Origin of the sequence: Streptomyces sp. NPDC101776, assembly GCF_044766845.1 — a bacterium.
Lineage (GTDB): Bacteria > Actinomycetota > Actinomycetes > Streptomycetales > Streptomycetaceae > Streptomyces.
Genome location: NZ_JBIWMV010000002.1, coordinates 482,659 through 506,441 on the forward strand (window position 1 = coordinate 482,659; position 23,783 = coordinate 506,441).

The window sequence follows — 23,783 nt, forward strand, 5'->3', positions numbered from 1 at the left end:
GGGCTCAGGACACCGTGGGACCCGTTCTGTTCCGGCTACCGACTCCCGCTCAGGTGCGCGAACACCACCACATTCCCCTGATACCCCGTCGACCGCGAGTACCCGCCCCCACATGTGATCACCCGCAACTCCGGCCGCCGCGCCGCCCCGTACACCTTCTGATCGGGGAAGCGCGAGGCCTGATACACCTCGACCGCGTCCACCGTGAACAGCGCGACGGTGCCGTCCAGCCGGTCCAGCTCGATGGTGTTGCCCTTCTTCAGTGCGCCGAGGTCGTAGAACACGGCGGGCCCGTCGGCGTTGTCGACATGGCCCGCGACGATCGCCGTGCCGGTCTCACCGGGGGTGGTGCCGGACTCGTACCAGCCGGCGAGGTTCTTCTTCGCGGCCGGGGGCACGTCCAGGCTGCCGGCGCTCGTCAGCTTGAGGCCCATCAGCGGGGCGTCCACATGGATGGCTGGGACACGGATGCGGTCCGGGGGCGACGGCGGCAGCGCGCGGGCCGCGACGCGCCCGGCGACCGGATCGGGCCGGGCCTCGGCGGCGGACGGCTGCGGCGGCGCGTTCGTCCCGCCACCATTGGTCAGCAGCCACGCGCCCACGCACAAGGCGCCCGCGGTGACGGCACCTATCGCGGTGTTGCCGAATCCGAATCCACGACGACGCATTGCGCACCCCTCTCCCATGCCCCTCTCCCATGAACTGGGCCTGCCCCGCGCCCCCTCCGGGCCACGAGGGGCGTCGGACCCGGAGGGGGAGGGGACGTGCGGTACCGGCGGACGGACAGCGGAGGGTGTCCGTCAGATCCTGTCGCCTCTCGCCCGGCGATGCAGGAGCCAGGTACCGCCCGCGGCGGCGACGGCGAGAGCCGCCACACCGGCCGCGGTCTGCACGGGGTCGGGGCCCAAGGCGCCACCGACCCCCGTCTTCACACTTCCGCGCGGCTGCACCTGCTGCCGCATCGAGGCCAGCGTCACCATCAGATCGCCGCTGACCTGCCGGCCGTCCGTGCACTTCGCGACGATCTCGTACGTCCCCGGCTGCGCACTCGGCGGCACCTTGAACTGCCCGATCGCGTCGCCCTCGTGCGTACTCGGCGCCAGCGTGAACGTGCCGGCGCCCACCGCGCTGGCATCACCGGCGGCCGTACCGTCGTCGCCGCACGCCGCCGTGTTCACCGTGACGTCGCCGCCCGGCACGGCACTCGACGGGAACACCTCCAGACTGCCGCTCTCGCCGCCGTACGCCGGCGCGGTCGCGAGACCAGCGGCGGCGACGGCGAGCGCGGTGCCGGTCAGCAGACGGGCGGTACGACGCATCGGTGCTCCTCCGAGCTGTGGTGGGCTGCCCTTCCGAGGTAAGTGGCACCGGCCCGGGCCCGCTTCCTGAGCGAGCGTCAGAAGTGTGGTGAATGGGTGTCAGACGGCCGCCCGGACCTTCCGCCCCACCGCCGTTTCAGCAGGTCATGGGGGTACGACGGACCGCCCCCGGAGAAGAACCCGAAGAGTGCGGGCCGCGCGTGTGAACGGGTGACCGCGGTCCCCGTCGGAGCCTTCGCCGGAGTCCCCGCCGGGCACGCAAAAAAGGGGCGGCCGACACAGGTCGGCCGCCCCCTTCGCACCGTCACGGATGGCCCGGTGCGCTACCCGGGCAGATGCCGGGTGGACGTGTCAGTAACCGAAGATGCCCTGGAACGTGCCGCGGTCCCACTCGTGGTCGGTCTTGCTGTTCGAGTAGTAGACGGGGCCGACGTGGTCGATGACACCGGCGAACATGGTGCTGTCGGTGTGCTCGGAGCCCTGGGAACCGGTGCCCTGGACGACGCCGTTGTCGTCGCCGTGGGCGAGGGCGGCACCGGCGCCGCCGAGCAGGATGCCGACGGCGAGGACGGACGTGGTCAGGGCGGAACGCATGCGCATGACTGCTCCCAATCGATCTCTGGAAGACGCGCCGGAAAACAGACGCGTCGGTCGGTTCAACGTCACAAACGATCACCGAAAACGGCCTGCCACCTGGGTCGCGCCACGTGAATGACGCCCTGATTCACTCAAACGGGAACCCGTACCGCGTCATGAGAACCGCCCCGGCGGAGCATGCATCCCGGCATGAGTGTGGACAAGGCGTATTTCACCGTCGGGGCCACCGTGTCCACGTACGACCTCGACGCGGACGCGGCCGACCCGGCGCGGGACTGGCAACTCGGCGTGGCCTGGGCCGGGTTGCCGCCCGGCTGGGAGGAGGGCGTCGACGCGGCGGTCGACCTGGGCCAGGCCCACCTGTACGTGTTCCGGGGCGCGGAGTACGTCCGCGTCCCGTTCGCCACCCAGACCGTCGACGACGGCTACCCGCTGACCACCCGCGACAACTGGTCCGGCCTCTCCTTCGACACCGTCGACGCGGTCATGAACTGGTCCGACGGAAAGCTCTACTTCTTCAGCGGCCCGCGCTACGTCCGCTACGACATCGCCGCCGACCGCCAGGACCCCGGTTACCCCAAGCTCATCGCGGACGGCTGGAGCGGAGTCACCGCCGACTGGATCGGCGAGGGCATCGACGGCGCGCTCAACCCCGGCAACGGCCGGGCGTACTTCTTCAAGGGCACCGAGTACGTGGCCGTCGACTGGCACACCAAGAAACAGCAGGACGGCTACCCGCTCAGCGTCGCCGACCAGTGGCCCGGCCTCACCGGCCCCTACGACGCGATCTGGTCGAACGCGGCCACCGCACCCCCGAGTTCGGGCAAGGCATCCCAATTCCGGCAGTCCTACAGCGAGTTCGCCACCGCCAGTGAGGCGGCGACCGGCGTCCCCGCGCTGGTCACGCTCGGCCAGGCGGCCCTGGAGTCCGGCTGGGGCACGGCAGCCCCCGGCAACAACTTCTTCGGCATCAAGGCGAAGGCGACCGACCCGCCGGAGACCCGCCAACTGCTGAGGACCCAGGAGGTGTTGGACCGGCCGGACGCGCAGTTCCCGGAGGTCATCTCGGTGACACAGCGGCCCGACGGGAAGTATCTGTACGTCGTCCGCGACTGGTTCCGCGTCTACGCGAGCCCCGAGGAGTCCTTCACGGCCCACGGCAACTACCTGCGGAACAACGCCCGTTACGCTCCCGCGTTCGAGCACACCGACGACCCGTACGCGTTCGCCCGGGCGGTGGCGGACGCGGGCTACGCGACCGCCACGAACTACTACGACTCCCTCGCGTCCGTGATGCGGAACATCGAGGCGGCTGCCTGAAACCGGCGACGTCGCCTCCGTGGTTGCCTCCCGTGCGAGAGGTTCACTGATCCGAGTGAATGCTCGCATGTCCCTGTATGTGAGGCATATGACCCGGGCAGGACGGGGTCATGGGATACCAACTGGGGGATCTGGGGCGGACGTTCCGCGACCAGATGTACAACGTGCTCACCGGCGGCGACGGCAGCGTCCCGCCGGCCAAGTCCAGCTTCATCACCTGGTGCATGCCCGGACTGCCGTACCAGGAGGCGGACTTCGCGTTCGCCGCCCAGGGCATCGGCACCGGCGCCACGGCGGCGGAGGACAAGCTCCTGCTCCAGCAGGCGTACAACTTCTCCTCGCTCATCGACTTCATCCCGGACGTGACCTCGGCGTACTCGTCGGGCCGCCAGGACGGCGTGTGGCGCAACGCGAGCGGTGCCCGGCTGAGCGAGATCTACGGCCAGATCCTCAAGTTCTCCAAGGTCGTCGACGACCAGCTCACCGACGACCAGAAGGCCAGACTCGACCGGTTCCGGGGCCTGTTGAGGGTGACGCGCACGGTGAAGGACATCGTCACCGAGCAGGAGAAGCAGGTCACCGAGGACAGCCCCATGCTCAAGGCCTACAAGGCGTGCATGCAGGCGTACGTCACGGCCGCGCTGTCGTACAACAACAAGCGGATCGCCGCGCAGGCCGCCGTAGGGGAGTCCGGAAAACAGGCGGTCGCGGACTGGGCGGCCAACGCGCAGTTGTACTCGATGCAGGTGGCCGCCGCGATGGACGACTGGACGTCGAGCGGGTACCGCAACGAGGTCGAGGAGATCAACGCCTACATCGACCAGACCACCGAGAAGTCGATGCTCCTGTGGAAGCGCAACCTGGAGCGCTTCTACGAGGAGGCGAACACCAACGCGCTGGGCCCCGGCCAGTCCTTCTACTACACGACGGTCGTCCCCGGTGACTTCGCGAACTCGAACGGCTGGACCGCGTACTCGATGTACCACCAGATGGTGGACTCCCACAGCCACTACGAGACGACGTCCTGGTCGGCGGGTGGCGGTCTGAACTTCGGTCTGTGGAGCGCGAGTTCGGGCGTCACCTCCAACTCCCAGGACTACAGCGAGGATTATCGGGTCGACGACTTCTCGATGTCCTTCGAGATGGCGCAGGTGCAGGTCGTACGGCCGTGGTTCTACCCGGAGTTCCTGGAGAACCGGGGCTGGGACCTGCGCAAGGGGCAGGGCTGGAACTACGACCAGATGCCGTCCGACGGCGGCAACCCGCCCCAGGGCCGCTTCATCGGCTATCCGCTCCAGGCCCTGTTCATCAGGAACCTCACGATCCACTCGGCCTCGCTGGCCCAGGCGTTGCAGACCCACCAGAGCTCCGTGTCGGTCAACGCCAGTGTCGGCTGGGGCCCGTTCACCGTGAAGGGCAGCTACAGCCACTCCGAGTCGGACCAGCACTTCCACTCGGAGAACGACGGCGCGACCATCACCGTCCCCGGCATGCAGATCATCGGCTTCGTCAACCACCTCCTGGACAAGACACCCAACCTGCTCGACGGCCTCGACCCCGACCAACTCGTATAGGACGGCGGCCAGTTATGAGCGACACCGAAGCGGTCGACAGTGACGCCGTGGACATCGAAGGGGCCGGCGTCGAAGGGGTGTGGTCCGCGTCCCCCGTGGACGCGGCGGCCATGTTCGGCCTGGGCGCGTACTTCGGGAACCTGCTCACCGACCCAACCCACCTGGTCGGCGTACCGGCGACGCCGGTCGTCTACCAGGACAGCATGTTCCGCTTCGGCGGCGCCCTGGACTCGGCCCGGTCCACGGTCTGGGCCGAGTTCTCCGAACTCGTCAACAGGATCCCCACCCAACCCATTTGGGCACCCCCGGCCACCACCCACCTGTGGAGCGTCTACGGCGAGGTACTCGCCGCCGACCTGGCCCGCTCCACCCTCACCCCCGAGGAACACCAGCGCTACGACACGGCGGTCGACTACCTCTACGACACCGGCCCCGACGGAGTCTTCGTCCCCTCACCCGCCCTGCGCGACTACCGCACGGCCCGCCAGGCCTGGCTCCAGGCCGACATGGACTACCACCAGGCGGACCAGGCGGCGAGCGACTCGACCGACCAGGCGACCCGCGACCACTGGACCCACATCGACGAACCAAGACTCCGCCAGGCCAGGGACGACGCCATGGACGCCTGGCAGACCGCGGGTCACAAGGCCGAGGTCGAGGACGCCCTGCGCGAGACCTCCGAACTCGCCTCGAAGGCCCCCTCCAGCATCTGGAAACGGCATCGCGACACCTTCAACCCCAACCTCCCCGACCAGTACACGACCGCCCCCAACGGCACGCGTTTCGCGCCCACTTACTACTCGCCGGACGGCGCCCTGGACGACCCCTGGTCGAGAGCCGTGCTCCCGCAGCAGACGCTCCGCACCCTGGCCGCCCAGGCGCCCCCGGAACTCAGGTCGGCGTTCGGCGACCGCGCCACCGACGACACGGTCTTCTCCCTCGCCTTCGAGTACCGGGTGGTGTCCGTCGTCCGCCCCTGGCTGGACCCGCCGATGGAACTCCTCGGCTCCCGCGCCTGGCGCCTCTCGGCGGGCGTCGCCCCGCTGAGCGACGGTGGCACCCCACCCCACGGCCGCTGCCCGTCGTACGTCGAATCGGTCGCCCTGGCCCGCAACATCGAGCTGGTCCGCCAGGCCGTCGGCTACACCGAGACACCCGGCGAGACCACCCTCCACGGCACCTGGACCCTGGACCTCGACAACGGCATCGCCGGCGGCGACATGAACACCGCCGACCTGTGGTGGGAGTGGATGACGGAGACGACCGCCCAGTTGGTCCCCAGCTCCCTCGCCGGAATCGTCAACCTCGGCCAGGTCGACTACGACGCCTTCGACGGCCACCGCCTCTCGACCCTCACCTACGGCACCACCCCCCTCACCGGCAACCCGAACGCGACCAACCAACTGGTCACCGGCGACGTGTTCGCCGTACGCACGACGGAGGGCCGCTTCGCCAAGGTCCTCGTCGTCCAGTACGGCTACGACCTCCAACTGCGCTGGGTGGCCTACCAACAGGCCACCTCCGCTATGCAGAGCAGCGTCACCGCACCGGACGACGTGTTCCTCGCGGGCTTCGTGTGCCGACAGCTCCCGAAGAGCCCCGACCCGGACCCGGCGCTGTCATGGTGACCCCCGAACTCGCCGTCCACGGCCTGGTGTTGCTCGGCACGGACACCGTCTACGCCGTCCACATGGCCACATTCACCGCACCGTACGACTTCCAGGCCGTGCTGCGGGTGACCCTGGACACGGACACCTACCGCACGGCCCGGAAGCGCTACGGCACCTCGGCACTGTTCACGGTCAGTCCAAGAACCCTCCTGCTCAAGGACCTTGAGCCGGGTGCGTCCTTCCCCGCCGACCTGTACTTCGGCCGCTTCGGGAGGGACGGCGAGCTGCTGGGGGAGGTGAGGATGGAGATCGAGGAGCGCCTGTACGTGGGCCACCCGACCGAGCCCACCATCGAACCGACGCCCCTCCGCTACGTCCTCTTCGGCCGCGAACAGCTCTACCTGGCCCACGTGTTCACCCGCCCCCCGGACTTCGACCAGGTACTGACTGCTCAACTGGCCGGAGGGTGGATGACGTTGAGGGACGAAGAGGACGCGGCACGCACGGTGACGATCCCGAACCGCCCGGACGACCTGCCGGGCCGCCTGCATCCGGGAGAGCAACTGACCACTGGGGGAGTGGAGTTGCAGGTACTGGCCGAGGTGTACCTGGAGACGAACGACCTGGTGGGAGGGGCCCGGGCAGGCGAGGCCTAACGGGTCAGCCGCAGCGACAGCCCGTCGAGGACGACATCGAGGCCGTAGGCGAACTTGCTGTCGCGCAGGGCCACCGGATCGGTGACCGTGGCGGCCGACGCGGCGTAGGAACCGGCGAGATGGGTGTGCCCGGCCGCCGCCTGCTGGGCGGCCGGCATCAGCCGGGCGATGAACTCGCCCTCGCTCTCCCCGGACCGTGCGACCGTCGTGAGCCACGCGGCCTCGGTCGTGCTCATCCCGATCGTGTACGACAGCACGGCGTCGATCGCGCCGCTCGGCTCGGGGAACCCGACGGCCGTGAACAGCGCGGCGAGCCGCTCGGAGAAGGACATGAGGTTGGGGCCGAGATAGGCGAGCCCGGCCTGCCCGAGGACCGAGGAGAGCCAGCGGTGCCGTAGCGCGGTCGTACGGAAGGAGGCGGCGGCCTCGGTGACGGCGGCGCGCCAGTCCGAGGCGTCCGCGGCCGGGACGTGGATCTCGGCGGCGACCTCGTCGACGGCCAGTTCCATCAGCTCGTCCTTGGTCGCGACATGCCGGTAGAGGGAGGTCGCGCCGGCGCCCAGGCGCGCGCCGAGCTTGCGCATGCTCAGCGCCTCGATGCCGTCGGCGTCCAGCATCGCGATCGCCTCGCGGACGATCGCGTCCCGGTTGAGCGCGGGCTGATCGGCCGGGCGCTGTTCACGTGCCCACACGGAGGGGATGGGGTTCGTCTCCGGCGTGGTCTTCGTCGTCGGCTTCGTCCTGGCGGCCATCTGGGGGCTCCTTCGCGCGGGCCGTGCGTACGTCGTTCGCATCCAGCGTACAGAGTTCAAGGATTGCGCACACCGTTCCGTCGTGCGTACAGTGTTCGCATCAAAGGAACGGTGTACGCACGAAGCCGGTCGATGACTGTGATGTGAAGGGAAGCCCCATGGAAACCCGAAATCCCCGGCGCTGGTGGATCCTCGTTGTGCTCTGCCTCAGCTCGCTGGTGCTGGTGGTCGACAGCATGGCGCTGACCGTGGCGGTCCCGTCGATGACCGAGAGCATCGGGGCGAGCGCCCAGGACACCCAGTGGATCCTCGACTCCTACATCCTGGTCTTCGCCGGCCTGCTGCTGACCTCCGGCAGCCTCGGCGACCGCTTCGGCCGCCGGAAGGTGATGCTGATCGGGCTGGTGCTGTTCGGCGCGGCGTCACTGGCGGCGACGTTCTGCACGACCCCCGGCGAGGTGATCGCCGTACGGGTGGCGATGGGGGTCGGCGGCGCGCTGATCATGCCGTCGACGCTCTCGATCCTCATCACGGTCTTCGACGCGGAGGAGCGCGGCAGGGCGATGGCCGCCTGGGGTTCGGTGTCGATGCTCGCGCTCGTCGGCAGCCCGGTGCTGGGCGGCGTACTCATCGCCCACTTCTCGTGGCACTCCATCTTCTTCCTCAACGTGCCGGTCGTGGCGCTCGCGTTGGTGGCCGGGGTGACGCTGATGCCGGAGTCGAAGGGGCCGTGGCAGAAGCCGGATCCGCTGGGCGCGGTGCTGTCGGCGGTCGGTATGACCGCGCTGATCTGGTGGATCATCGAGATTCCGCAGCACGGGGCGTTCGCGGGCCGAGGGCTGGTGACCTTGGTGGTGGCCGTTGTCTCGCTGGCCGGATTCGTGACGTGGGAGAACATCACGCCGACCCCGATGGTCCCGCTGGTCCTCTTCAAGCACCGTAATTTCAGCGGGGGTTCGCTGTCCCTGACGCTGGTTCAGATAGGAAACGGGGGCCTGCTGCTGGTCCTCACGCAGTACCTCCAGTTCGTGCTCGGCTACTCACCGGTCAAGGCGGGCCTGGCCTTCGTCCCGTTGGCGGTCACCGCGCTGGTGGGCAACGCGGCGGGGGCCAAGTTCACGGCGAGGTACGGCCATCGGTACCTGATCCTGGCGGGCATGCTGGTGATGGCCTCGTCCTTCGTGCTCCTGACGACGGTCACGGCCGACACGGGCTTCGCTGTGCCGGCGGTCGCCCTCGGCCTCCTCGGCCTGGGCGCGGGCCTCGCGATGCCGGCGGCGGTCGGCGCGCTGATGGGCACGATCCCCGAGGACAAGGCGGGCGTCGGCTCGGCCCTCAACGACACGATTCAGCAGGCCGGTACGGCACTTGGCATCGCGATCCTCGGCTCCCTGCTGTCGAGTGGGTTCGCCGACGAGATGCCTTCCGGTACGACCGATGAGGCTCGCCACTCGATCGGCGGGGCGTTGGCTGCGGCGCACGGCGACGCGGGGTTGGTGCGGGCGGCTCGGGAGGCGTTTACGGACTCCATGTCAACGGCGTTCATGGTGAGTGCGGTTGGGGTGGTGGTGGCGGGGGTGTTGGCGGCGGTGGTGATGCGGGATTCGGTGACGGGGGTTCAGGAGGCGGTCGAGGAGCGGGAGCTGGCTGCCTGACCCCGGGCCTTGTTCGTCCAGTGGGGGAGGGAGGCTTGGAAGGCTCTCCAGGTGGTGAGGTGGAGGTGGAGGGAGGGGCCGGTGGGGTTCTTGGAGTCGCGTATGGCGATTGTGGTGGGGATGTTGGTGGCGACCTCCACGCACTCGGCCTTTTCGTTGCTGTAGCTGGACTTGCGGTACTCAAACGTGGGCATGGTTCACAGTCTCTTGCGCAACTGGTGGAGGAACGAAATGGATTCCCTTTCGCCGAGGGAGCGTTCGGTGATCTTCTCGAACAACTCGGCGTAGGTGGCTGCGAGTTCTCCGCCTTCCACCCAGCGCTCAACGAAGGGCGACTCTACGTAGACGACATCCATGGCGCCGGGTTCGGCGAACGACATGATGTTGAACGAGCCGTTGAGGCCTGGGTGCGTACCGGCGTCGAACGGGAAAACCTGGAGGCTGATGTTCGGCTGGTCGGCCGCCTTGATCAGCTCGTCGAGTTGGCCGACGGCTGTGGCTGCGCCGCCGGGAAAGTTGCGGAGAGTTGCCTCGTAGATCACCGCCCGCAGCGACAGCGGAGGGCCATCGATCAGGCGGCGTTGTCGAGCGAGTCGCGCTGCGATGAACTCTTCGTCGGACTCGGCGCCTCTGATGGTCACCGTGGCCGCCGGTTCAGTCCTCAACGCCCTTACGTACTCGGGTGTTTGGAGCAGCCCGGGGATGAACGCGGGTTGCCATGCCTTGATGGTCGTCGCAGCGCTCTCCAGCGCGACGTACTCCTGCATGACACCCGGGATGGCGAAGTCGTCCCACCAACCCTTGGCCTTACGGCGTTCGCGGTCGATCCTGGCCAGTTCGAGAAGCCCGCCGACAACGCTGGGATCGTGAACGCCGTACAACTCGCACAGCGCCCGAAGGTCGGGGTCGCGCATGGGAACCCAACCGCCCTCCATCTTCGCGACCTTGGTCGTGGACGCGGTGAGGGCCTTGCCCGCCTGGGTCTGGTTGAGGCCGGCCGCCGTGCGCAACCGGGTGAGCTCGCCGCCAAGTCGGCGTCCCAGGACGGTCGATGTGCTGTGGCCCTGCGTAGGCGATGTCACGTAGGTCCCCCTGTCAGGCGTGTGCGTGTGATCAGTCTGGCGCGGCGGCACGAGGCATCGCAAACACCCTTCGGGGGAATTCCTCCGAGAGTTACTTGCGCACAATGTCGCGCCACCTCTACCGTCGGTCACGAACCGATCGCAGAGCGGCGCCAGTTGATACGCGGCGCAGCTCGCCCATGCCCGGAGGTGGGCGACATGGTCGCCCCTGAAGTGCCTCTCCATCACGACCGCCTCGACTACACCCCGTTGCCCAGGAGCGTCACCCTCGCCCGCCGCCGAGCGCACCGGCTCCTCACCGAGTGGGGTCACCCCGAACTCGCCGCGTACACCGCCCTGTTGGTCTCGGAGCTGGGCGGCAACGCCGTACTGCACGGCTGCCTGCGGGATCGTCTGTTCCGCGTCGAACTCACCCTCACCGCGCGCGTCGTACGCATTGCGGTGTCCGACCCGAAGGGCGAGTTACGCCCGAACCTGCGAGAGGCGACCGCGGACGACATGTTCGGGCGGGGGTTGCTGATCGTCAGTCAGATCGCGGACCGCTGGGGCGTGCGGGAACTCACCGTGGGCAAGGCGGTGTGGTGCGAGGTGGATGTCGTACGGCACCACTCACAAGGCCCTTTCCATGCACACCAGTTGATCCCGGTCGTCCCATGACTCGGTGATGGTGAAGCCGAGCCGTTCGTACAGGGCGATGGCTCCGGTCCGCCATGTCCACACCGACAACCGCACGGCGCTCGCACCGCTTTCCGCGGCCTGCGCGAGCGCGGCGCCGAGCAGGTCCGACGCGATGCCCCGGCCCCGGAACGCAGGGTCCGTCCAGAGCCTCTTGATCTCCGACCGCCCGTCGACGGGAGCGGTCACCACCAGACAGCCCACCGCGGTGCTCCCGCTCAGAGCGACGAGCACGACATCGTCGACGAAGGCGCCGCGCGGGTCCGAGATCTCCGCCCGGTAGCGCTCCGGCAGTTCGCCCACATCGGCAACGGGCTTCCCTTTCTCGGCTTCCGTCCGGAGGTGGTAGGCAGCCAGCAACGAGTCCAGCCCGTCCCCGGCGGAAAGGGTCCGGCCCGGCCGACGGACGACGGAAACCTCGCGCTGATCAGTCATGACGTCAGTATCCAGCGATTCCAGAAAGTGCAGGTACGTCGCCTCGACCCGCAGGGCGTCGCGGCGGACGTAGGTGCGGACGCCCGTCCAGGGGTAGGGCCTGCGCATGGCCGGTGATTCCGCTGTTCGAGTGATCAGGCCCCGAAGTCCGCCAACGCTTCCTCTACGGCCCGATGACCCACCTCCGCCAATACGGGATTCCGCCCGCCCCGGTAGTAGTGCTCCGCCGTCAGCCCGAAGCACAACGCCCACCCCCGCCCCCGCTCCCAGACCACCTCGTCGAACTCGCCCGCCTCGCGGAAGACTTCACGCGTCCCGGACGAGAACAAGGCCCACGCGGGCAGCGCGTCCGCCGCCGGGTCGCCGACTCCGAGGGCGCCGAAGTCGATGACCGCGGTGAGCCGGCCGGCCGTGGCCAGCAGATTGCCGGGGAGGAGGTCGCCGTGGAGCCAGACGGGGGCGGCCTCCCACTGGGGGAGCGACAGGGTGTGCTTCCAGGCCGCCGTCGCGAGGGCCGGGTCGTGGGTGCCGTCCGCGCCCAGGTCCTCGATCGCCTTGCGGACGTCCACGTCCTGCGCACCGACCGGCCCGCCCCGGAAGGACACCGGACCGCCCACCGCGTCCACCCGCCGCAGCGTGGCCACGAAACGCCCCAACTCCACTGCCGCGTCGGTGAGTTCGGTCAGCGGCGCGTCGTAGGTGTTGTCCCCGTCAAGCCACCGGTACACCCCCCACCGCAGCTCGTACCCCCGCCCCGGCTCGCCCATCGCCAACGGCACCGGAACCGCGAGCGGCAACTCCGGTGCCAGCCGCGGCAGCCAGCGCTGCTCCGTCTCGATCTGCCGTGCCCCGCCCGGCAGTCGGGGCAGTCGTACGACCATGTCCTCGCCCAGCCGGTACATCGCGTTGTCGGTGCCGGCCGAGGCGACCCGGGTGACGGCCAACTCCGTCCATTCCGGGAACTGTTCGGCGATCAGCCGGCGCACCAGCTCGGTGTCGATGTCGATGTCGAGTTCGTCGGCGTGCATCTTGGCGCTGGGCGACATGGTCCTCCGGAGATCAGGGCGTGTTCACTGTGTTCCGCAACCGTGCGAACGAGGTGTCCAGCCCATTCTTCAGGATCCGGGCCACGGGCCGTTCCACCAACCGGTGCACGAGCCAACTCAGCATCAGGAAAACGGAGATCACCGAGACCACCAGGAGCCGGGGGTCCATGGGTGTCGCGGTAGTGGGCGATGACGGTCGTACCGGCCAGATAGTGCATCAGGTGGAAGGGGTACGTCATCGCACCGGCCGTGGTGAGCCATTTCCAGCGGATGTGGTCGGTCGCGCCCAACGCGATCGCGGCCATGACCAGCAGGAACACGGTGAAGAGCACGACACTCGCGCGCCGGCTGGAGACAGCGCGAGGCCGGCGATGAAGTACCAGGCGCCTTCCGGATCGACGACCAGTGTCAGTGGGCGGAAACGGGCGGCCGGGGCGATCATCGCGGCGGCGCCCCAGAAGCAGCAGAAGAGGACGACCTTGCGGTAGGTGAGGCCGGTGACGACGACCGCCATGAAGAGGAGGTGGAAACGCAGCTCCGACCAGAGGGTCCAGTACACGCCGTCGACGTTCGAGACACCCGAACCGGGCTGCAGCATCGTGAAGTCGAGCAGGATCTCGCGCAGCTTCTGCCGGTCCCACACGCCGGGCAGGGTCACCAGGACGCCGGTGGTGAAGACGATGGAGAACCCGTACGCCGGACAGAGCCGGATCACCCGCGAGGTGAAGAACTGCGGCTGCTTCACCTTCCGGATGGAACGAGCGCCCGCTCCGTCACCCCGGCGTACGCAGACATGGCAGTCCGTATCAGCTCTGGGGTTCGGGAGCAGGCACTCCTGACCGACAATCCTCGGCTTTACCCCACGGCAACCGCACTCCATGCGGCGGCCACCGCGTTGTATTCCGAACTTCCATTTCCGTACAGGTCCTTGGCCGCGTTGAGCGTCGCCGTCCGGGCCCCCGCGTAGTTCGTCGAGGACGTCATGTAGACCGTCAACGCCCGGTACCAGATGGCCCCCAGCTTGTCCCGGCCGATGCCGTTCACCGAACTGCTGTTGCACGTGGGCGAGTTGTAGCTGACGCCGTTGATGGTCTTCGCGCCGCTGCCTTCCGCGAGCAGATACGCGAAGTGGTTGGCGACCCCCGACGAATAGTGCACGTCGAGATTGCCCACCGACGAGCTCCAGCAGTCCGCCGAGTTCCCGTCCTTCGACGGCTGGTCCATGAACCGCAGCGCCGCCTTGCCGAAGCCGGCGCGCACGATCTTCTCGCCGATCAAGTAGTCCCCGAGATCGGAGGAGTTGTTGGCGTACCACTCCACCAGCGTGCCCAGGATGTCGGAGGTCCCCTCGTTGAGGCCGCCGGACTCGCCCGAGTACGTCAGCGCCGCCGTCTTGGAGGTCACACCGTGCGTCATCTCGTGCCCGGCGACATCCAGCGCCACCAGCGGACCGAGCTGCGTCCCGTCACCGTCGCCGTACGTCATGCAGAAGCAACTGTCGTCCCAGAACGCGTTGTTGTAGGCGTTGCCGTAGTGGACGCGGTTGTACGAGCCCTTGCCGTCGCCCGCTATGCCGTTCCGGCCATGCACGTTCTTGTAGTAGTCCCAGGTCTCGTTCGTGCCGTACTGCGCGTCCACCGCCGCCGAGGAGCGGTCCGAAGTCGCCCCCGTTCCCCAGTGGTTGTCGGCGTCCGTGAACACCGTGGACGGGGCGCGGACGATGCAGATGCCGAAGATGCACAGATCGGTCTTGTTCGCCGCGTCACCGGTGTAAGTCCCGCCGCGCGTCGCGTCCTTGAGCTGATACGTCGATCCCGACAGCGTCGTCTCCAACGGCACCGTCCCGCCGTACAGCGACTGCCCGTCCCCGGTCGCCGTCTCCACGCTGTCCCAGGCGTCGATCTGGGCGCCGGTCCGGGCGTCGGTCAGCACCGTGCGGGCGACCGGGTTGCCGAGCGAGTCCTTGGCGACCACGTTCGTCCGCCAGGCGAGCTTCGGGGCGCCGTGCAGGGCGTCAACTATCAGCTGGGGCTTGGCGGTTACGCTCTTCAGCGCCTCGCCGAGGTTGGCGGCCCGCAGCGCGTTCGCCGCCAGGTCCGCCGCCTTCGGGGCGGCCACCTTCGGTGTCACGGTCGCCAGGGATATGGAGTTCCGGGTCGCGCGGTCGGCACTCCGGTAGCTGCCGTTCGGGGCCAGGTGGACCACGAAGTCGCCGCCGAGGACGGGGAGTTGGCGGTAGGTCCGGTCGTAGCGGACGTGCTGGGTGCCGTCCCGGTCGACGATCACATCGCGGACGGATGTGTCCTCCGCGGCCGTCAGACCCAGGTTCGCGGCATGGGCGACCAGCGCCGACGCGGCGTTCGCGATCGCGCCGGCCCGGGTCGGCCGGTCGGCCGCCTGGGCGGTGGGGGCGAGAGTGGCGGCCAGCAGGGTCGCGGCGCCGGCCGCGATACCGGCCGTGGCGAGACAGGAACCTCGGAAGTGCCGTGTCCGGCTCATGGGTCTCCTCAAGAACGCAAGTGGGGGGCGTGGGGGCTGCGTTGATGTTGAATAAGATTTAAGGGGCCATGACATGTCATGTCCATAGCGCATGCACAGACTTCCGGGCCCAAGGAGACCGATGACGACACCCCCGAGGCAGTTCCCCTTCTTCGTCTACGGCACCCTCCGCCCCGGCGGGCCCAACCACGACCGGTACCTGCGCGGCCGTACGGACTCCGAAGAACGGGCCCGGCTCCAGGGCGCCGGCCTCTACGACGGCCCCGGCTACCCGTACGCCGTCGAGGAATCCGGGTCCGTCGTCTGCGGCGAACTCGTCACCGCGCGCCCCGAGGCCTACCCCCAACTCCTCGGGGAACTGGACCGACTTGAGGAGTACGCCCCCGGCGACCCGCGCAACCTCTACGAGCGCGTCGAACGCGACGTGACCCGCGACGCCGACGGCACGGCCGTACGCGCCTGGGTGTACCTCGCGGCCCCCGCCGTCGCCGCCGCCCTCCGCACCCACGGCAAGCTGATCGAGGGCGGCGACTGGCGGGGCCGCCGCTGAACGCGCCTCAGTTGCTGCCGGCGGCCAGCGCCCGCGCGACTCCCGTCTCCTTCGGCCCGAGGAAGTGCGGATCGGGATGGAACAGCAGATCCAGGGCGGCCTTGCCCGCCGCGAGCACCTCGCGCGTACCGCCGTAGTACCAGGTCGCGTTGTGCGCCTCGTCGACCCCGACGCCGTACGAGTCGACCCCGGCCGCGTCGCACAGCGCGACCGCCCGCCGGATGTGGAAGTTCTGGCTGATGAGTACGGCCTTGTCGACGCCGAAGATCTTCTTGGCGCGGACGCAGGAGTCCCAGGTGTCGAAACCGGCGTAATCGGTCACCACGCGCGCGCGTGGCACCCCGTGCTTCGCCAGGTAGACGCGCATCGCGTCCGGCTCGTCGTAGTCCTTGCGGCTGTTGTCGCCGGTCACCAGGACGACCTTCACCCGGCCCTCCCGGTACAGCGTCGCCGCCGCGTCCAGCCGGTGCGCGAGATACGGCGACGGCTCGCCGTCCCACAGCCCGGCACCGAAGACCACGGCGACCTCGGTACGCGGCGCGTCCTGGACAGTCCCGAGCCGGTCGGCCGTCACCACCCACAGCCAGGTCGCCGGAAGCAGCGCGAGCACACACCCGGCGGCCACCCCCTGCACGAGCTGCCGCCACCCGGCACGCGTGCGTGGCAGCCGCGGTCTGTGGAGTTTCAGGCGACGCATGGAAAGGGCCCCTCCCCGTTCGGTCTCGACAGTCACAGACGCGCCGCGACGTCCCCCGGTTCGCCGCCCGCAGTGTGACCGGCTTCACTGTGAACCCGGAAGCCGCAGGTCACGTCGCCTCACACACCACCCGCACCCCACCGTGAACCCCCGGAAAAAACCCGTCATTCCCGTGCAACGGGGCGGCAACCTCTCCCCGCCACCATCACTCCATGACGGCGTCGCATCATCCCCACGACGACTCCACGACCCTCGACAGTACGGCGCATCTCATGAACCGGATCAGCAGCCAACTCGCCGACCAGCTCAGCCTCGTGTCCCTGAACGGCAGCCGGCGGCCCGGCCCGCCCGCGCTCGTCCTGGTGGCCCACGGCAGCCGGGACCCGCGCGCCCTGAGCACCGTACGAGCCCTCGTGGAACGCGTCCGCGAACTCCGCCCCGGCCTCCCCGTCCACCTGGGCCACATCGAACTCAACGAGCCCAGCCTCCCGGACACCCTCACGGCCCTCGGCACCACGGAAGCCGTCCTGGTCCCCCTCCTCCTGGCCCGCGGCTACCACGTCAAGCAGGACATCCCCGAGATGGCGGCCAACGCACCGGCACGCGCGCGCGTGGCATCCCCTTTGGGCCCGCACCCCCTCCTGGTGGAGACGTTGTACGACCGCTTGGTGGAGTCCGGTTGGCGCACACGCATGGATGATCTGACCCGCCGCTCCAGCGCGGTGGTCCTGGCCGCCGCCGGCTCCCGGGACCCGGACTCCAAGCTGGACACCAACCACACCGCCCAACTCCTGGCCGACCGCCTGGGAGTGCCGGTGATCCCCGCGTACGCCTCGGCGTCGACCCCCACGGTCCAGACAGCCGTCCGCGCGTTGGTCGCCCGAGGCCGCCACAGGGTGGCAGTGGCGTCCTGCTTCACAGCCCCGGGTCGCTTCGCGACACAGTGCGCGGAGGCAGCCCCGTGGATCGCATCAGCACCCCTGGGAGCCCACCCCGCGATGGCCCGCCTGGTCCTCCACCGCTACGACCAGGCAATGGCGACGCAGGTGAGGACGAAGCCGGAACTGGCTTCAGCTTGATACACAGGCAGGGGCACCCCACCCAGGGGCGCGGGGCTGTATCCATTTGCGGCTCTGCCGCGTGGGCGCGACCAGCCACAACGAACCCGCAGGCGCAAACGAAACCGCACCCGGCAGACGCGTAGGCGCCCCGCAACTCCCGAATTGTCACTACCGCCGCTTACTGTCGAAGCATGGACGGCACCGCAGCACCTCATCCCTACAACCCGACGTCAGTCGACCGCTGGGCAACCGAGCCCGACAAACGCCCCGGCCGCACAGCCTTCCAACGCGACCGCGCCCGCATCCTGCACTCCGCCGCCCTACGACGACTCGCCGGCAAAACCCAAGTGGTCACCCCAGGAACCCGAAGCCAGGCCTGGGACGCCAGTCCCCGCACCCGCCTCACCCACTCCCTGGAATGCGCCCAGGTAGGCCGAGAGCTGGGCGCGGCCCTGGGTTGCGACCCCGACCTCGTAGAGGCCGCCTGCCTCTCCCACGACCTGGGTCACCCCCCCTTCGGCCACAACGGCGAACAGGCACTGAACGAATTCGCCGACGACTGCGGCGGCTTCGAGGGCAACGCCCAATCACTCAGACTCCTCACCCGCATCGAACCGAAGCGCTTCGTAAGAAGCGACACGACAGGCGAGATGGTGAGCGTCGGCCTCAACCTCACCCGAGCCACCCTCGACGCGGCCACCAAGTACCCCTGGCCACGCGGAGCGCACCCCACCGACCCCAAGTCCCCCAAGTTCGGCGTCTACGACGACGACAGACCCGTCTTCGACTGGGTCCGCAAGGAAGCCCCCGGCACGCGCACGTGCTTCGAGGCCCAGGTCATGGACTGGTCGGACGACGTGGCGTACTCCGTGCACGACGTCGAGGACGGCCTGCACGCGGGCCACATCGACCCGAACTGCCTGCACGCGGAACCGGAACGCCAGGAGATCTTCAAGGTGGCCATCGGCCGCTACGTCCCCGCGGACACGGTGCCCGACGAACTCGCCGAGGCGCTGGACCGGCTCCAGAACCAGTCGTGGTGGCCGCACGGCTACGACGGCTCGGCGGTCGCGCAGGCCCGCCTCAAGGACGCCACCAGCCAGCTCATCGGCCGCTTCTGCCTGGCCGCCGAGACCGCCACGCGCACGGCGTACGGCACCGGCCGCCTCACCCGCTACGACGCCGAACTCGTCGTACCGCAGGAGGCACGGCTGGAATGCGCGGTCCTCAAGGCGGTCGCCGACCGGTATGTGATGCAGCGCGCGGAGCAGGAACTGATCCGCGCCGACCAGCGGATCGTGGTCGCCGAGCTGGCGCGGGCGCTCACGACGCGCGCGCCCGACGGCCTGGAGCCGCAGTTCCGCGCGCAGTTCGACGAGGCGCCCGACGACCGCGCGCGCAAGCGTGTGATCGTCGATCAGATCGCCTCGCTGACCGACGCGTCGGCGCGGTCTCTTCACGCGCATCTCACATCGCTGGGGCACAGTGACGCGAAACAAGCCCGAATGTGACCCTCCGTGGCCTGATCGGGCCACACCCCCTTCCCGCATCACACTGCGTGCGGGAGGCTCGCCTATGGCGACACCGTTACGAGGAGGCATCAAGTGGTCGACGCGGATCAGACATTCGTCATCGTCGGAGGAGGCCTGGCCGGCGCCAAGGCGGCCGAGACGCTCCGAGCGGAGGGCTTCACCGGCCGCGTGATACTGATCTGCGACGAACGCGACCACCCGTACGAGCGCCCGCCGCTGTCCAAGGGCTACCTCCTCGGTAAAGAGGAGCGCGACACCGTCTTCGTCCACGAACCCGCCTGGTACGCGCGCAACGACATCGAGCTGCACCTCGGCCAGACCGTCGACGCCATCGACCGTACGGCGAAGACGGTCCGCTTCGGGGACGACGGAACGCTCGTCCGCTACGACAAGTTGCTCATCGTCACCGGCTCCGAGCCCCGCCGCCTCGACATCCCGGGCACGGACCTCGCGGGCGTCCACCACCTGCGCCGCCTCTCGCACGCCGAGCGCCTGAAGCACGTCCTGGCCTCCCTGGGCCGGGACAACGGCCATCTGGTGATCGCCGGCGGCGGCTGGATCGGCCTGGAGGTCGCGGCGGCGGCCCGCGAGTACGGCGCCGAGGTCACCGTCGTGGAACCCTCGCAGACCCCGCTGCACGGCGTCCTCGGCCCCGAACTCGGCCAGCTCTTCGCCGACCTGCACGCCGAGCACGGCGTCCGCTTCCACTTCGGCGCCAGGCTCACCGAGATCATCGGCCAGGACGGCATGGTGCTGGCCGCCCGTACCGACGACGGCGAGGAGCACCCCGCGCACGACGTCCTCGCGGCCATCGGCGCGGCCCCCCGCACCGCGCTCGCCGAGGCGGCCGGACTGGAGCTCGCCGACCGCGCGCACGGCGGCGGCATCGCGGTCGACGAACAACTGCGCACCTCCGACCCCGACATCTACGCGGCCGGTGACGTGGCCGCCTTCCACCACGCCCTCTTCGACACCCGGCTGCGCGTGGAGCACTGGGCCAACGCCCTCAACGGCGGCCCGGCGGCGGCCCGCGCGATGCTCGGCAAGGACGTCACCTACGACCGCGTGCCCTATTTCTTCTCCGACCAGTACGACTTGGGTATGGAGTACTCCGGCTGGGCGCCCCCGGGTTCCTACGACGAAGTGGTGATCCGGGGAGACGCGGGCAAGCGGGAGTTCATCGCCTTCTGGCTGAAGGAGGGCCGCGTGCTGGCCGGGATGAACGTGAATGTGTGGGACGTCACAGAGCCCATCCAGCAGCTCATCCGCTCCCGGGCCCGCGTGGACACCGAGGCCCTCGCGGACCCACACGTTCCACTGGACAGCCTGGGCGTCTAGAGGTTCTGGTCGTCACTGGTGTCAGTCCGGCCCCGTAGAATTCACGCGTGGCTGGACGGATCAACGACGAGGACGTGAAGGCGGTTCGGGACGCGGTCCCGATCGACGCCGTGGTGTCCGAGTACCTCCAGCTGCGGAACGCGGGCGGTGGCAACCTCAAGGGCCTCTGCCCCTTCCACGACGAGAAGTCACCGTCCTTCCAGGTCAGCCCCAGCAAGGGTCTCTTCCACTGCTTCGGCTGCCAGGAGGGCGGCGACACCATCACGTTCGTGATGAAGGTCGACCACCTCACCTTCTCGGAGTCGGTCGAGCGCCTGGCCGCCCAGGCCGGCATCACGCTGCGGTACGAGGAGGGCGGGTACAACCCCGCCAACCAGCGCGGCGAGCGCATCCGCCTGGTCGAGGCCCACAAGGTGGCCGCCGACTTCTACGTGGAGCAGCTCGCCGTCGGCCCCGAGGCGGACACCGGCCGCAAGTTCCTCGCCGAGCGCGGCTTCGACCAGTCGGCCGCCGAGCACTTCTCCGTCGGCTACAGCCCGCAGGGCTGGGACCACCTCACCAAATACCTCCGCGGCAAGGGCTTCAGCGACAAGGAGATCCTCCTCTCCGGCCTCGCCCAGGAGGGCCGCCGCGGCCCCATCGACCGCTTCCGCGGCCGTCTGATGTGGCCGATCCGCGACATCGGCGGCGAGGTCGTCGGCTTCGGCGCCCGCAAGCTCTACGAGTCGGACAACGGCCCGAAGTACCTCAACACGCCCGACACCGCGATCTACAAGAAGTCCCAGGTCCTCTACGGCATCGACCTCGCGAAGAAGGACATCGCCAAGTCCTCCCGCGCGGTCGTGGTCGAGGGCTACACGGACGTCATGGCCTGCCACCTGGCCGGAGTGACGACGGCGATCGCGACCTGCGGCACGGCCTTCGGCGGCGACCACATCAAGATCCTCCGCAGGCTCCTGATGGACAACGGCTCGGCGCGCGTGATCTTCACCTTCGACGGCGACGCGGCCGGCCAGAAGGCAGCCCTGCGCGCCTTCGAGGACGACCAGAAGTTCGCCGCCGAGACCTACATCGCGATCGCGCCGGACAACATGGACCCCTGCGAGCTGCGCCTCGCCAAGGGCGACGAGGCGGTCGCCGACCTGGTCCAACCCCGCACCCCACTCTTCGAGTTCGCGCTCCGCCAGATCGTCGTCCGCTACGACCTCGACACCCCCGCAGGCCGCGCCTCCGCCCTGGACGAGGCCGCCCCCATCGTCGCCCGCATCAAGAACAGCGGCGCCCAGCACGAGGTCGCCGTCCAGCTCGCCGGCATGCTCGGCATCCTCGACACCCAGTTCGTGGTCAAGAGGGTTGCCCAGCTCGCCCGTTGGGCCCGCGACCGGGGAGGCAAGGGCCCGGCACCGACAGGGGGCGGCGCCCAGCAGCAGTACGACACCGCCCCTCGCGGCCCCACCGGCGGCCCCGCCCTCACCCTCCGCAACCCGGTCTTCGCCACCGAGCGCGAGCTCCTCAAACTCGCCCTCCAGCGCCCCGAGTTGGTCTCCCCGGCCTTCGACGCGTACGGCGTGGACGAGTTCACCGCCGCGCCCTACGCGGCCGTACGCGAGGCGATCATCGAGGCGGGCGGCGCCGAGTACGGCCTCCAGGACGCCCAGGACTATCTGGTCCGGGTCCGCGAGGCGGCACCGGACGACGCGGTCCGCGCGATGGTCACCGAGCTCGCCGTCGAGGCGATCATGCGCCGCACGGTCGACGAGAACTACGCGGGCGAGCAGCTCGTCACCGTCCGCCGAAGAGCCGTGGTGCGCCGGATCCACGACATCCAGGGCACGCTCACCCGCCTCGGCAGCCACGGGGACTCGGCCGAACTGGCCGCCGTACAGAACGAGTTGTGGGTCCTTCAGCAGTACGACCAGGCACTCCAGGTGCACGGCGCCACAGCGCTCTGAGCATGTAGTCACGGAACGGACTCAAAAAGTCACCGCACGCCCCTCGTGGCGGCGATGTGTCGTACTCCACACTGGGTTCCGGTGCCTGAGTCCTCGGAGCGCGGCCGATCCGTTCGCAGCGGGTCCTTCACCCCCGCGGTTCCGCTCATCGAGTACGGGACGGATTGCGGCGAGGCCGCCCACTCCGCCCCTGAAGTACCGCTGCCGTACCCCCTGGCAGCGATCATCCTGGAGGTCGCCCCCGTGCAGACCCAGACCCTCGACCAGACCGAGACCAGCACGACGGACGGCGCGGAACCGGAAGCGGAGACCGATGTCCTCGCGACCGTCCCCCCGCAGAGCCGTGCCGCGCACCACCCCGAGACCGCGGAAGCGGAGAGCCCGCCCGAGCTCGAAGAACCGACGGCCGAAGCGGTGGAGACCGCCGAGGCCCCCGAGCCCGAGGTACGGCCCCGTAGCCGGGTCGCCGACACCGGCGCGCCCTCCTCGGACCTGTTCCGCCAGTACCTGCGCGAGATCGGCCGCATCCCGCTGCTCACCGCGGCCGAGGAGGTCGATCTCGCCCGCCGGGTCGAGGCCGGCCTGTTCGCCGAGGAGAAGCTCGGCGGCGCGTCCGACCTGGACAGCCAACTCGCCCTGGACCTGGACCGGTTGGTCGTCCTGGGCCGGATGGCCAAGCGCCGCCTGATCGAGGCGAACCTGCGGCTCGTGGTGTCCGTCGCCAAACGGTACGTCGGGCGCGGGCTGACCATGCTCGACCTCGTCCAGGAGGGAAACCTCGGCCTGATCAGGGCAGTTGAGAAGTTCGACTACGCCCGGGGCTACAAGTTCTCGACGTACGCCACGTGGTGGATCCGGCAGGCCATGTCCCGGGCCCTCGCCGACCAGGCCCGCACGATCCGCGTCCCGGTGCATGTCGTCGAACTCATCAACCGGGTCGTCCGTGTCCAGCGCCGGATGCTCCAGGAACGCGGCTACGAGCCGACGTCGGAAGAGGTGGCCGACCATCTCGATCTCGCTCCGGAGCGGGTCAGCGAGGTGCTGCGGCTGGCTCAGGAGCCGGTGTCGTTGCACGCGCCGGTGGGGGAGGAGGACGACGTCGCCCTCGGCGATCTGATCGAGGACGGCGATGCGACGAGTCCCGTGGAGTCGGCCGCGTTCATCCTCCTTCGGCAGCACCTTGAAGCCGTGCTGTCGACGTTGGGGGAGCGGGAGCGGAAGGTCGTACAGCTCAGGTATGGGCTGGCGGATGGCCGCCCGCGCACGCTGGAGGAGATCGGGCGGATCTTCGGGGTGACCCGGGAGCGGATACGGCAGATCGAGTCCAAGACGCTGAACAAGCTGCGGGATCATGCGTTTGCGGATCAGCTGAGGGGCTATCTGGATTGATGCCGTCTGCGGGCCCGGTGGGGGCTGGTCGCGCCCCGCGGCGG

Annotated in this window: 24 protein-coding genes; 12 read left to right on the plus strand and 12 right to left on the minus strand. The window is 69.2% G+C overall.

The window, feature by feature from the left end; genetic code table 11:
• Positions 1–35: 35 nt before the first annotated feature.
• The 3 genes from ACIRRY_RS07935 to ACIRRY_RS07945 all read right to left on the minus strand — a co-directional run bounded on the left by ACIRRY_RS07935 (position 36) and on the right by ACIRRY_RS07945 (position 1,919).
• On the minus strand, positions 36–668 hold the full coding sequence (locus ACIRRY_RS07935) for a class F sortase (protein ID WP_403969089.1): 633 nt from the start codon (positions 666–668) through the stop codon (positions 36–38).
• Between the two features lie 132 nt (positions 669–800).
• Complete coding sequence (locus ACIRRY_RS07940; protein ID WP_403969091.1) at positions 801–1,319, minus strand: hypothetical protein; 519 nt, start codon at positions 1,317–1,319, stop codon at positions 801–803.
• A 351-nt stretch (positions 1,320–1,670) separates the two neighbouring features.
• Entirely contained in the window at positions 1,671–1,919 is a 249-nt protein-coding gene (locus tag ACIRRY_RS07945; RefSeq protein WP_403969093.1) for a hypothetical protein, read from the minus strand.
• 186 nt (positions 1,920–2,105) lie between these two features.
• Between ACIRRY_RS07945 and ACIRRY_RS07950 the strand changes: the two genes are divergently transcribed.
• From ACIRRY_RS07950 to ACIRRY_RS07965, 4 genes are all read left to right on the plus strand, one after another.
• Positions 2,106–3,236: a hemopexin repeat-containing protein gene (locus ACIRRY_RS07950; protein WP_403969095.1), complete on the plus strand. Its 1,131-nt coding sequence runs from the start codon at positions 2,106–2,108 to the stop codon at positions 3,234–3,236.
• Between the two features lie 110 nt (positions 3,237–3,346).
• Positions 3,347–4,810: a hypothetical protein gene (locus tag ACIRRY_RS07955; protein ID WP_403969097.1), complete on the plus strand. Its 1,464-nt coding sequence runs from the start codon at positions 3,347–3,349 to the stop codon at positions 4,808–4,810.
• 14 nt (positions 4,811–4,824) lie between these two features.
• Positions 4,825–6,438 (plus strand): hypothetical protein, encoded by a 1,614-nt coding sequence (locus ACIRRY_RS07960; protein WP_403969099.1) that lies wholly within the window; start codon positions 4,825–4,827, stop codon positions 6,436–6,438.
• The gene (locus ACIRRY_RS07965; protein WP_403969100.1) at positions 6,432–7,076 is read left to right on the plus strand and encodes a hypothetical protein; all 645 of its coding nucleotides are present in this window, start codon (positions 6,432–6,434) and stop codon (positions 7,074–7,076) included. The genes ACIRRY_RS07960 and ACIRRY_RS07965 overlap by 7 nt, the downstream gene beginning before the upstream one ends.
• On the opposite strand, the gene ACIRRY_RS07970 is transcribed toward ACIRRY_RS07965, so the two are convergent.
• Positions 7,073–7,828, minus strand: a complete 756-nt coding sequence (locus tag ACIRRY_RS07970) for a TetR/AcrR family transcriptional regulator (RefSeq protein WP_403969102.1) — start codon at positions 7,826–7,828, stop codon at positions 7,073–7,075. The genes ACIRRY_RS07965 and ACIRRY_RS07970 overlap by 4 nt on opposite strands.
• Positions 7,829–7,986: 158 nt before the next feature.
• On the opposite strand from ACIRRY_RS07970, the gene ACIRRY_RS07975 reads away from it, so the two are divergent.
• On the plus strand, positions 7,987–9,483 hold the full coding sequence (locus ACIRRY_RS07975; RefSeq protein ID WP_403969104.1) for an MFS transporter: 1,497 nt from the start codon (positions 7,987–7,989) through the stop codon (positions 9,481–9,483).
• On the opposite strand, the gene ACIRRY_RS07980 is transcribed toward ACIRRY_RS07975, so the two are convergent.
• Together ACIRRY_RS07980 and ACIRRY_RS07985 are read right to left on the minus strand one after the other, a co-directional pair.
• On the minus strand, positions 9,447–9,677 hold the full coding sequence (locus tag ACIRRY_RS07980; RefSeq protein WP_403969106.1) for a DUF397 domain-containing protein: 231 nt from the start codon (positions 9,675–9,677) through the stop codon (positions 9,447–9,449). The genes ACIRRY_RS07975 and ACIRRY_RS07980 overlap by 37 nt on opposite strands.
• Positions 9,678–9,680: 3 nt before the next feature.
• Complete coding sequence (locus tag ACIRRY_RS07985) at positions 9,681–10,616, minus strand: helix-turn-helix domain-containing protein (protein ID WP_403969108.1); 936 nt, start codon at positions 10,614–10,616, stop codon at positions 9,681–9,683.
• Positions 10,617–10,763: 147 nt separating this feature from the next.
• On the opposite strand from ACIRRY_RS07985, the gene ACIRRY_RS07990 reads away from it, so the two are divergent.
• The gene (locus ACIRRY_RS07990; RefSeq protein ID WP_403969110.1) at positions 10,764–11,222 is read left to right on the plus strand and encodes an ATP-binding protein; all 459 of its coding nucleotides are present in this window, start codon (positions 10,764–10,766) and stop codon (positions 11,220–11,222) included.
• Here ACIRRY_RS07990 and ACIRRY_RS07995 read toward each other — a convergent pair.
• The 5 genes from ACIRRY_RS07995 to ACIRRY_RS08015 form a co-directional block, all read right to left on the minus strand.
• Positions 11,175–11,675, minus strand: a complete 501-nt coding sequence (locus ACIRRY_RS07995; protein ID WP_403970841.1) for a GNAT family N-acetyltransferase — start codon at positions 11,673–11,675, stop codon at positions 11,175–11,177. The two genes, ACIRRY_RS07990 and ACIRRY_RS07995, sit on opposite strands and share 48 nt — an antisense overlap.
• A 134-nt stretch (positions 11,676–11,809) precedes the next feature.
• Complete coding sequence (locus ACIRRY_RS08000; RefSeq protein WP_403969111.1) at positions 11,810–12,721, minus strand: aminoglycoside phosphotransferase family protein; 912 nt, start codon at positions 12,719–12,721, stop codon at positions 11,810–11,812.
• A 13-nt stretch (positions 12,722–12,734) separates the two neighbouring features.
• On the minus strand, positions 12,735–12,890 hold the full coding sequence (locus tag ACIRRY_RS08005; protein WP_403969113.1) for a hypothetical protein: 156 nt from the start codon (positions 12,888–12,890) through the stop codon (positions 12,735–12,737).
• A gap of 66 nt (positions 12,891–12,956) precedes the next feature.
• Complete coding sequence (locus tag ACIRRY_RS08010) at positions 12,957–13,466, minus strand: hypothetical protein (RefSeq protein ID WP_403969115.1); 510 nt, start codon at positions 13,464–13,466, stop codon at positions 12,957–12,959.
• A 110-nt stretch (positions 13,467–13,576) separates the two neighbouring features.
• The gene (locus ACIRRY_RS08015; RefSeq protein WP_403969117.1) at positions 13,577–15,220 is read right to left on the minus strand and encodes a M4 family metallopeptidase; all 1,644 of its coding nucleotides are present in this window, start codon (positions 15,218–15,220) and stop codon (positions 13,577–13,579) included.
• Between the two features lie 121 nt (positions 15,221–15,341).
• Here ACIRRY_RS08015 and ACIRRY_RS08020 point away from each other — a divergent pair, with 121 nt between their 5' ends.
• Positions 15,342–15,770, plus strand: a complete 429-nt coding sequence (locus ACIRRY_RS08020; RefSeq protein WP_403969119.1) for a gamma-glutamylcyclotransferase family protein — start codon at positions 15,342–15,344, stop codon at positions 15,768–15,770.
• A 7-nt stretch (positions 15,771–15,777) separates the two neighbouring features.
• On the opposite strand, the gene ACIRRY_RS08025 is transcribed toward ACIRRY_RS08020, so the two are convergent.
• Complete coding sequence (locus ACIRRY_RS08025) at positions 15,778–16,467, minus strand: vancomycin high temperature exclusion protein (protein WP_403969121.1); 690 nt, start codon at positions 16,465–16,467, stop codon at positions 15,778–15,780.
• 212 nt (positions 16,468–16,679) lie between these two features.
• Between ACIRRY_RS08025 and ACIRRY_RS08030 the strand changes: the two genes are divergently transcribed.
• The 5 genes from ACIRRY_RS08030 to ACIRRY_RS08050 all read left to right on the plus strand — a co-directional run bounded on the left by ACIRRY_RS08030 (position 16,680) and on the right by ACIRRY_RS08050 (position 23,739).
• Complete coding sequence (locus tag ACIRRY_RS08030; RefSeq protein WP_403969123.1) at positions 16,680–17,546, plus strand: sirohydrochlorin chelatase; 867 nt, start codon at positions 16,680–16,682, stop codon at positions 17,544–17,546.
• 173 nt (positions 17,547–17,719) lie between these two features.
• The gene (locus tag ACIRRY_RS08035; protein ID WP_403969125.1) at positions 17,720–19,039 is read left to right on the plus strand and encodes a deoxyguanosinetriphosphate triphosphohydrolase; all 1,320 of its coding nucleotides are present in this window, start codon (positions 17,720–17,722) and stop codon (positions 19,037–19,039) included.
• A gap of 93 nt (positions 19,040–19,132) precedes the next feature.
• A complete protein-coding gene (locus tag ACIRRY_RS08040; protein WP_403969127.1) occupies positions 19,133–20,398 on the plus strand; it encodes an NAD(P)/FAD-dependent oxidoreductase in 1,266 nt (421 codons plus the stop codon).
• 47 nt (positions 20,399–20,445) lie between these two features.
• Positions 20,446–22,350, plus strand: coding sequence for a DNA primase (gene dnaG, locus ACIRRY_RS08045; protein WP_403969128.1), 1,905 nt, complete (start codon positions 20,446–20,448; stop codon positions 22,348–22,350).
• 81 nt (positions 22,351–22,431) lie between these two features.
• Positions 22,432–23,739, plus strand: coding sequence for a sigma-70 family RNA polymerase sigma factor (locus tag ACIRRY_RS08050; protein WP_403969129.1), 1,308 nt, complete (start codon positions 22,432–22,434; stop codon positions 23,737–23,739).
• Positions 23,740–23,783 lie beyond the last annotated feature (44 nt).

Bases quoted from the DNA above. Each gene is read 5' to 3' on its own strand.
- ACIRRY_RS07935 (WP_403969089.1), bottom strand. From the start codon at position 668: ATGCGTCGTCGTGGATTCGGATTCGGCAACACCGCGATAGGTGCCGTC.
- ACIRRY_RS07940 (WP_403969091.1), bottom strand. From the start codon at position 1,319: ATGCGTCGTACCGCCCGTCTGCTGACCGGCACCGCGCTCGCCGTCGCC.
- ACIRRY_RS07945 (WP_403969093.1), bottom strand. From the start codon at position 1,919: ATGCGCATGCGTTCCGCCCTGACCACGTCCGTCCTCGCCGTCGGCATC.
- ACIRRY_RS07950 (WP_403969095.1), top strand. From the start codon at position 2,106: ATGAGTGTGGACAAGGCGTATTTCACCGTCGGGGCCACCGTGTCCACG.
- ACIRRY_RS07955 (WP_403969097.1), top strand. From the start codon at position 3,347: ATGGGATACCAACTGGGGGATCTGGGGCGGACGTTCCGCGACCAGATG.
- ACIRRY_RS07960 (WP_403969099.1), top strand. From the start codon at position 4,825: ATGAGCGACACCGAAGCGGTCGACAGTGACGCCGTGGACATCGAAGGG.
- ACIRRY_RS07965 (WP_403969100.1), top strand. From the start codon at position 6,432: ATGGTGACCCCCGAACTCGCCGTCCACGGCCTGGTGTTGCTCGGCACG.
- ACIRRY_RS07970 (WP_403969102.1), bottom strand. From the start codon at position 7,828: ATGGCCGCCAGGACGAAGCCGACGACGAAGACCACGCCGGAGACGAAC.
- ACIRRY_RS07975 (WP_403969104.1), top strand. From the start codon at position 7,987: ATGGAAACCCGAAATCCCCGGCGCTGGTGGATCCTCGTTGTGCTCTGC.
- ACIRRY_RS07980 (WP_403969106.1), bottom strand. From the start codon at position 9,677: ATGCCCACGTTTGAGTACCGCAAGTCCAGCTACAGCAACGAAAAGGCC.
- ACIRRY_RS07990 (WP_403969110.1), top strand. From the start codon at position 10,764: ATGGTCGCCCCTGAAGTGCCTCTCCATCACGACCGCCTCGACTACACC.
- ACIRRY_RS07995 (WP_403970841.1), bottom strand. From the start codon at position 11,675: ATGACTGATCAGCGCGAGGTTTCCGTCGTCCGTCGGCCGGGCCGGACC.
- ACIRRY_RS08000 (WP_403969111.1), bottom strand. From the start codon at position 12,721: ATGTCGCCCAGCGCCAAGATGCACGCCGACGAACTCGACATCGACATC.
- ACIRRY_RS08005 (WP_403969113.1), bottom strand. From the start codon at position 12,890: ATGGACCCCCGGCTCCTGGTGGTCTCGGTGATCTCCGTTTTCCTGATG.
- ACIRRY_RS08015 (WP_403969117.1), bottom strand. From the start codon at position 15,220: ATGAGCCGGACACGGCACTTCCGAGGTTCCTGTCTCGCCACGGCCGGT.
- ACIRRY_RS08020 (WP_403969119.1), top strand. From the start codon at position 15,342: ATGACGACACCCCCGAGGCAGTTCCCCTTCTTCGTCTACGGCACCCTC.
- ACIRRY_RS08025 (WP_403969121.1), bottom strand. From the start codon at position 16,467: ATGCGTCGCCTGAAACTCCACAGACCGCGGCTGCCACGCACGCGTGCC.
- ACIRRY_RS08030 (WP_403969123.1), top strand. From the start codon at position 16,680: ATGACGGCGTCGCATCATCCCCACGACGACTCCACGACCCTCGACAGT.
- ACIRRY_RS08035 (WP_403969125.1), top strand. From the start codon at position 17,720: ATGGACGGCACCGCAGCACCTCATCCCTACAACCCGACGTCAGTCGAC.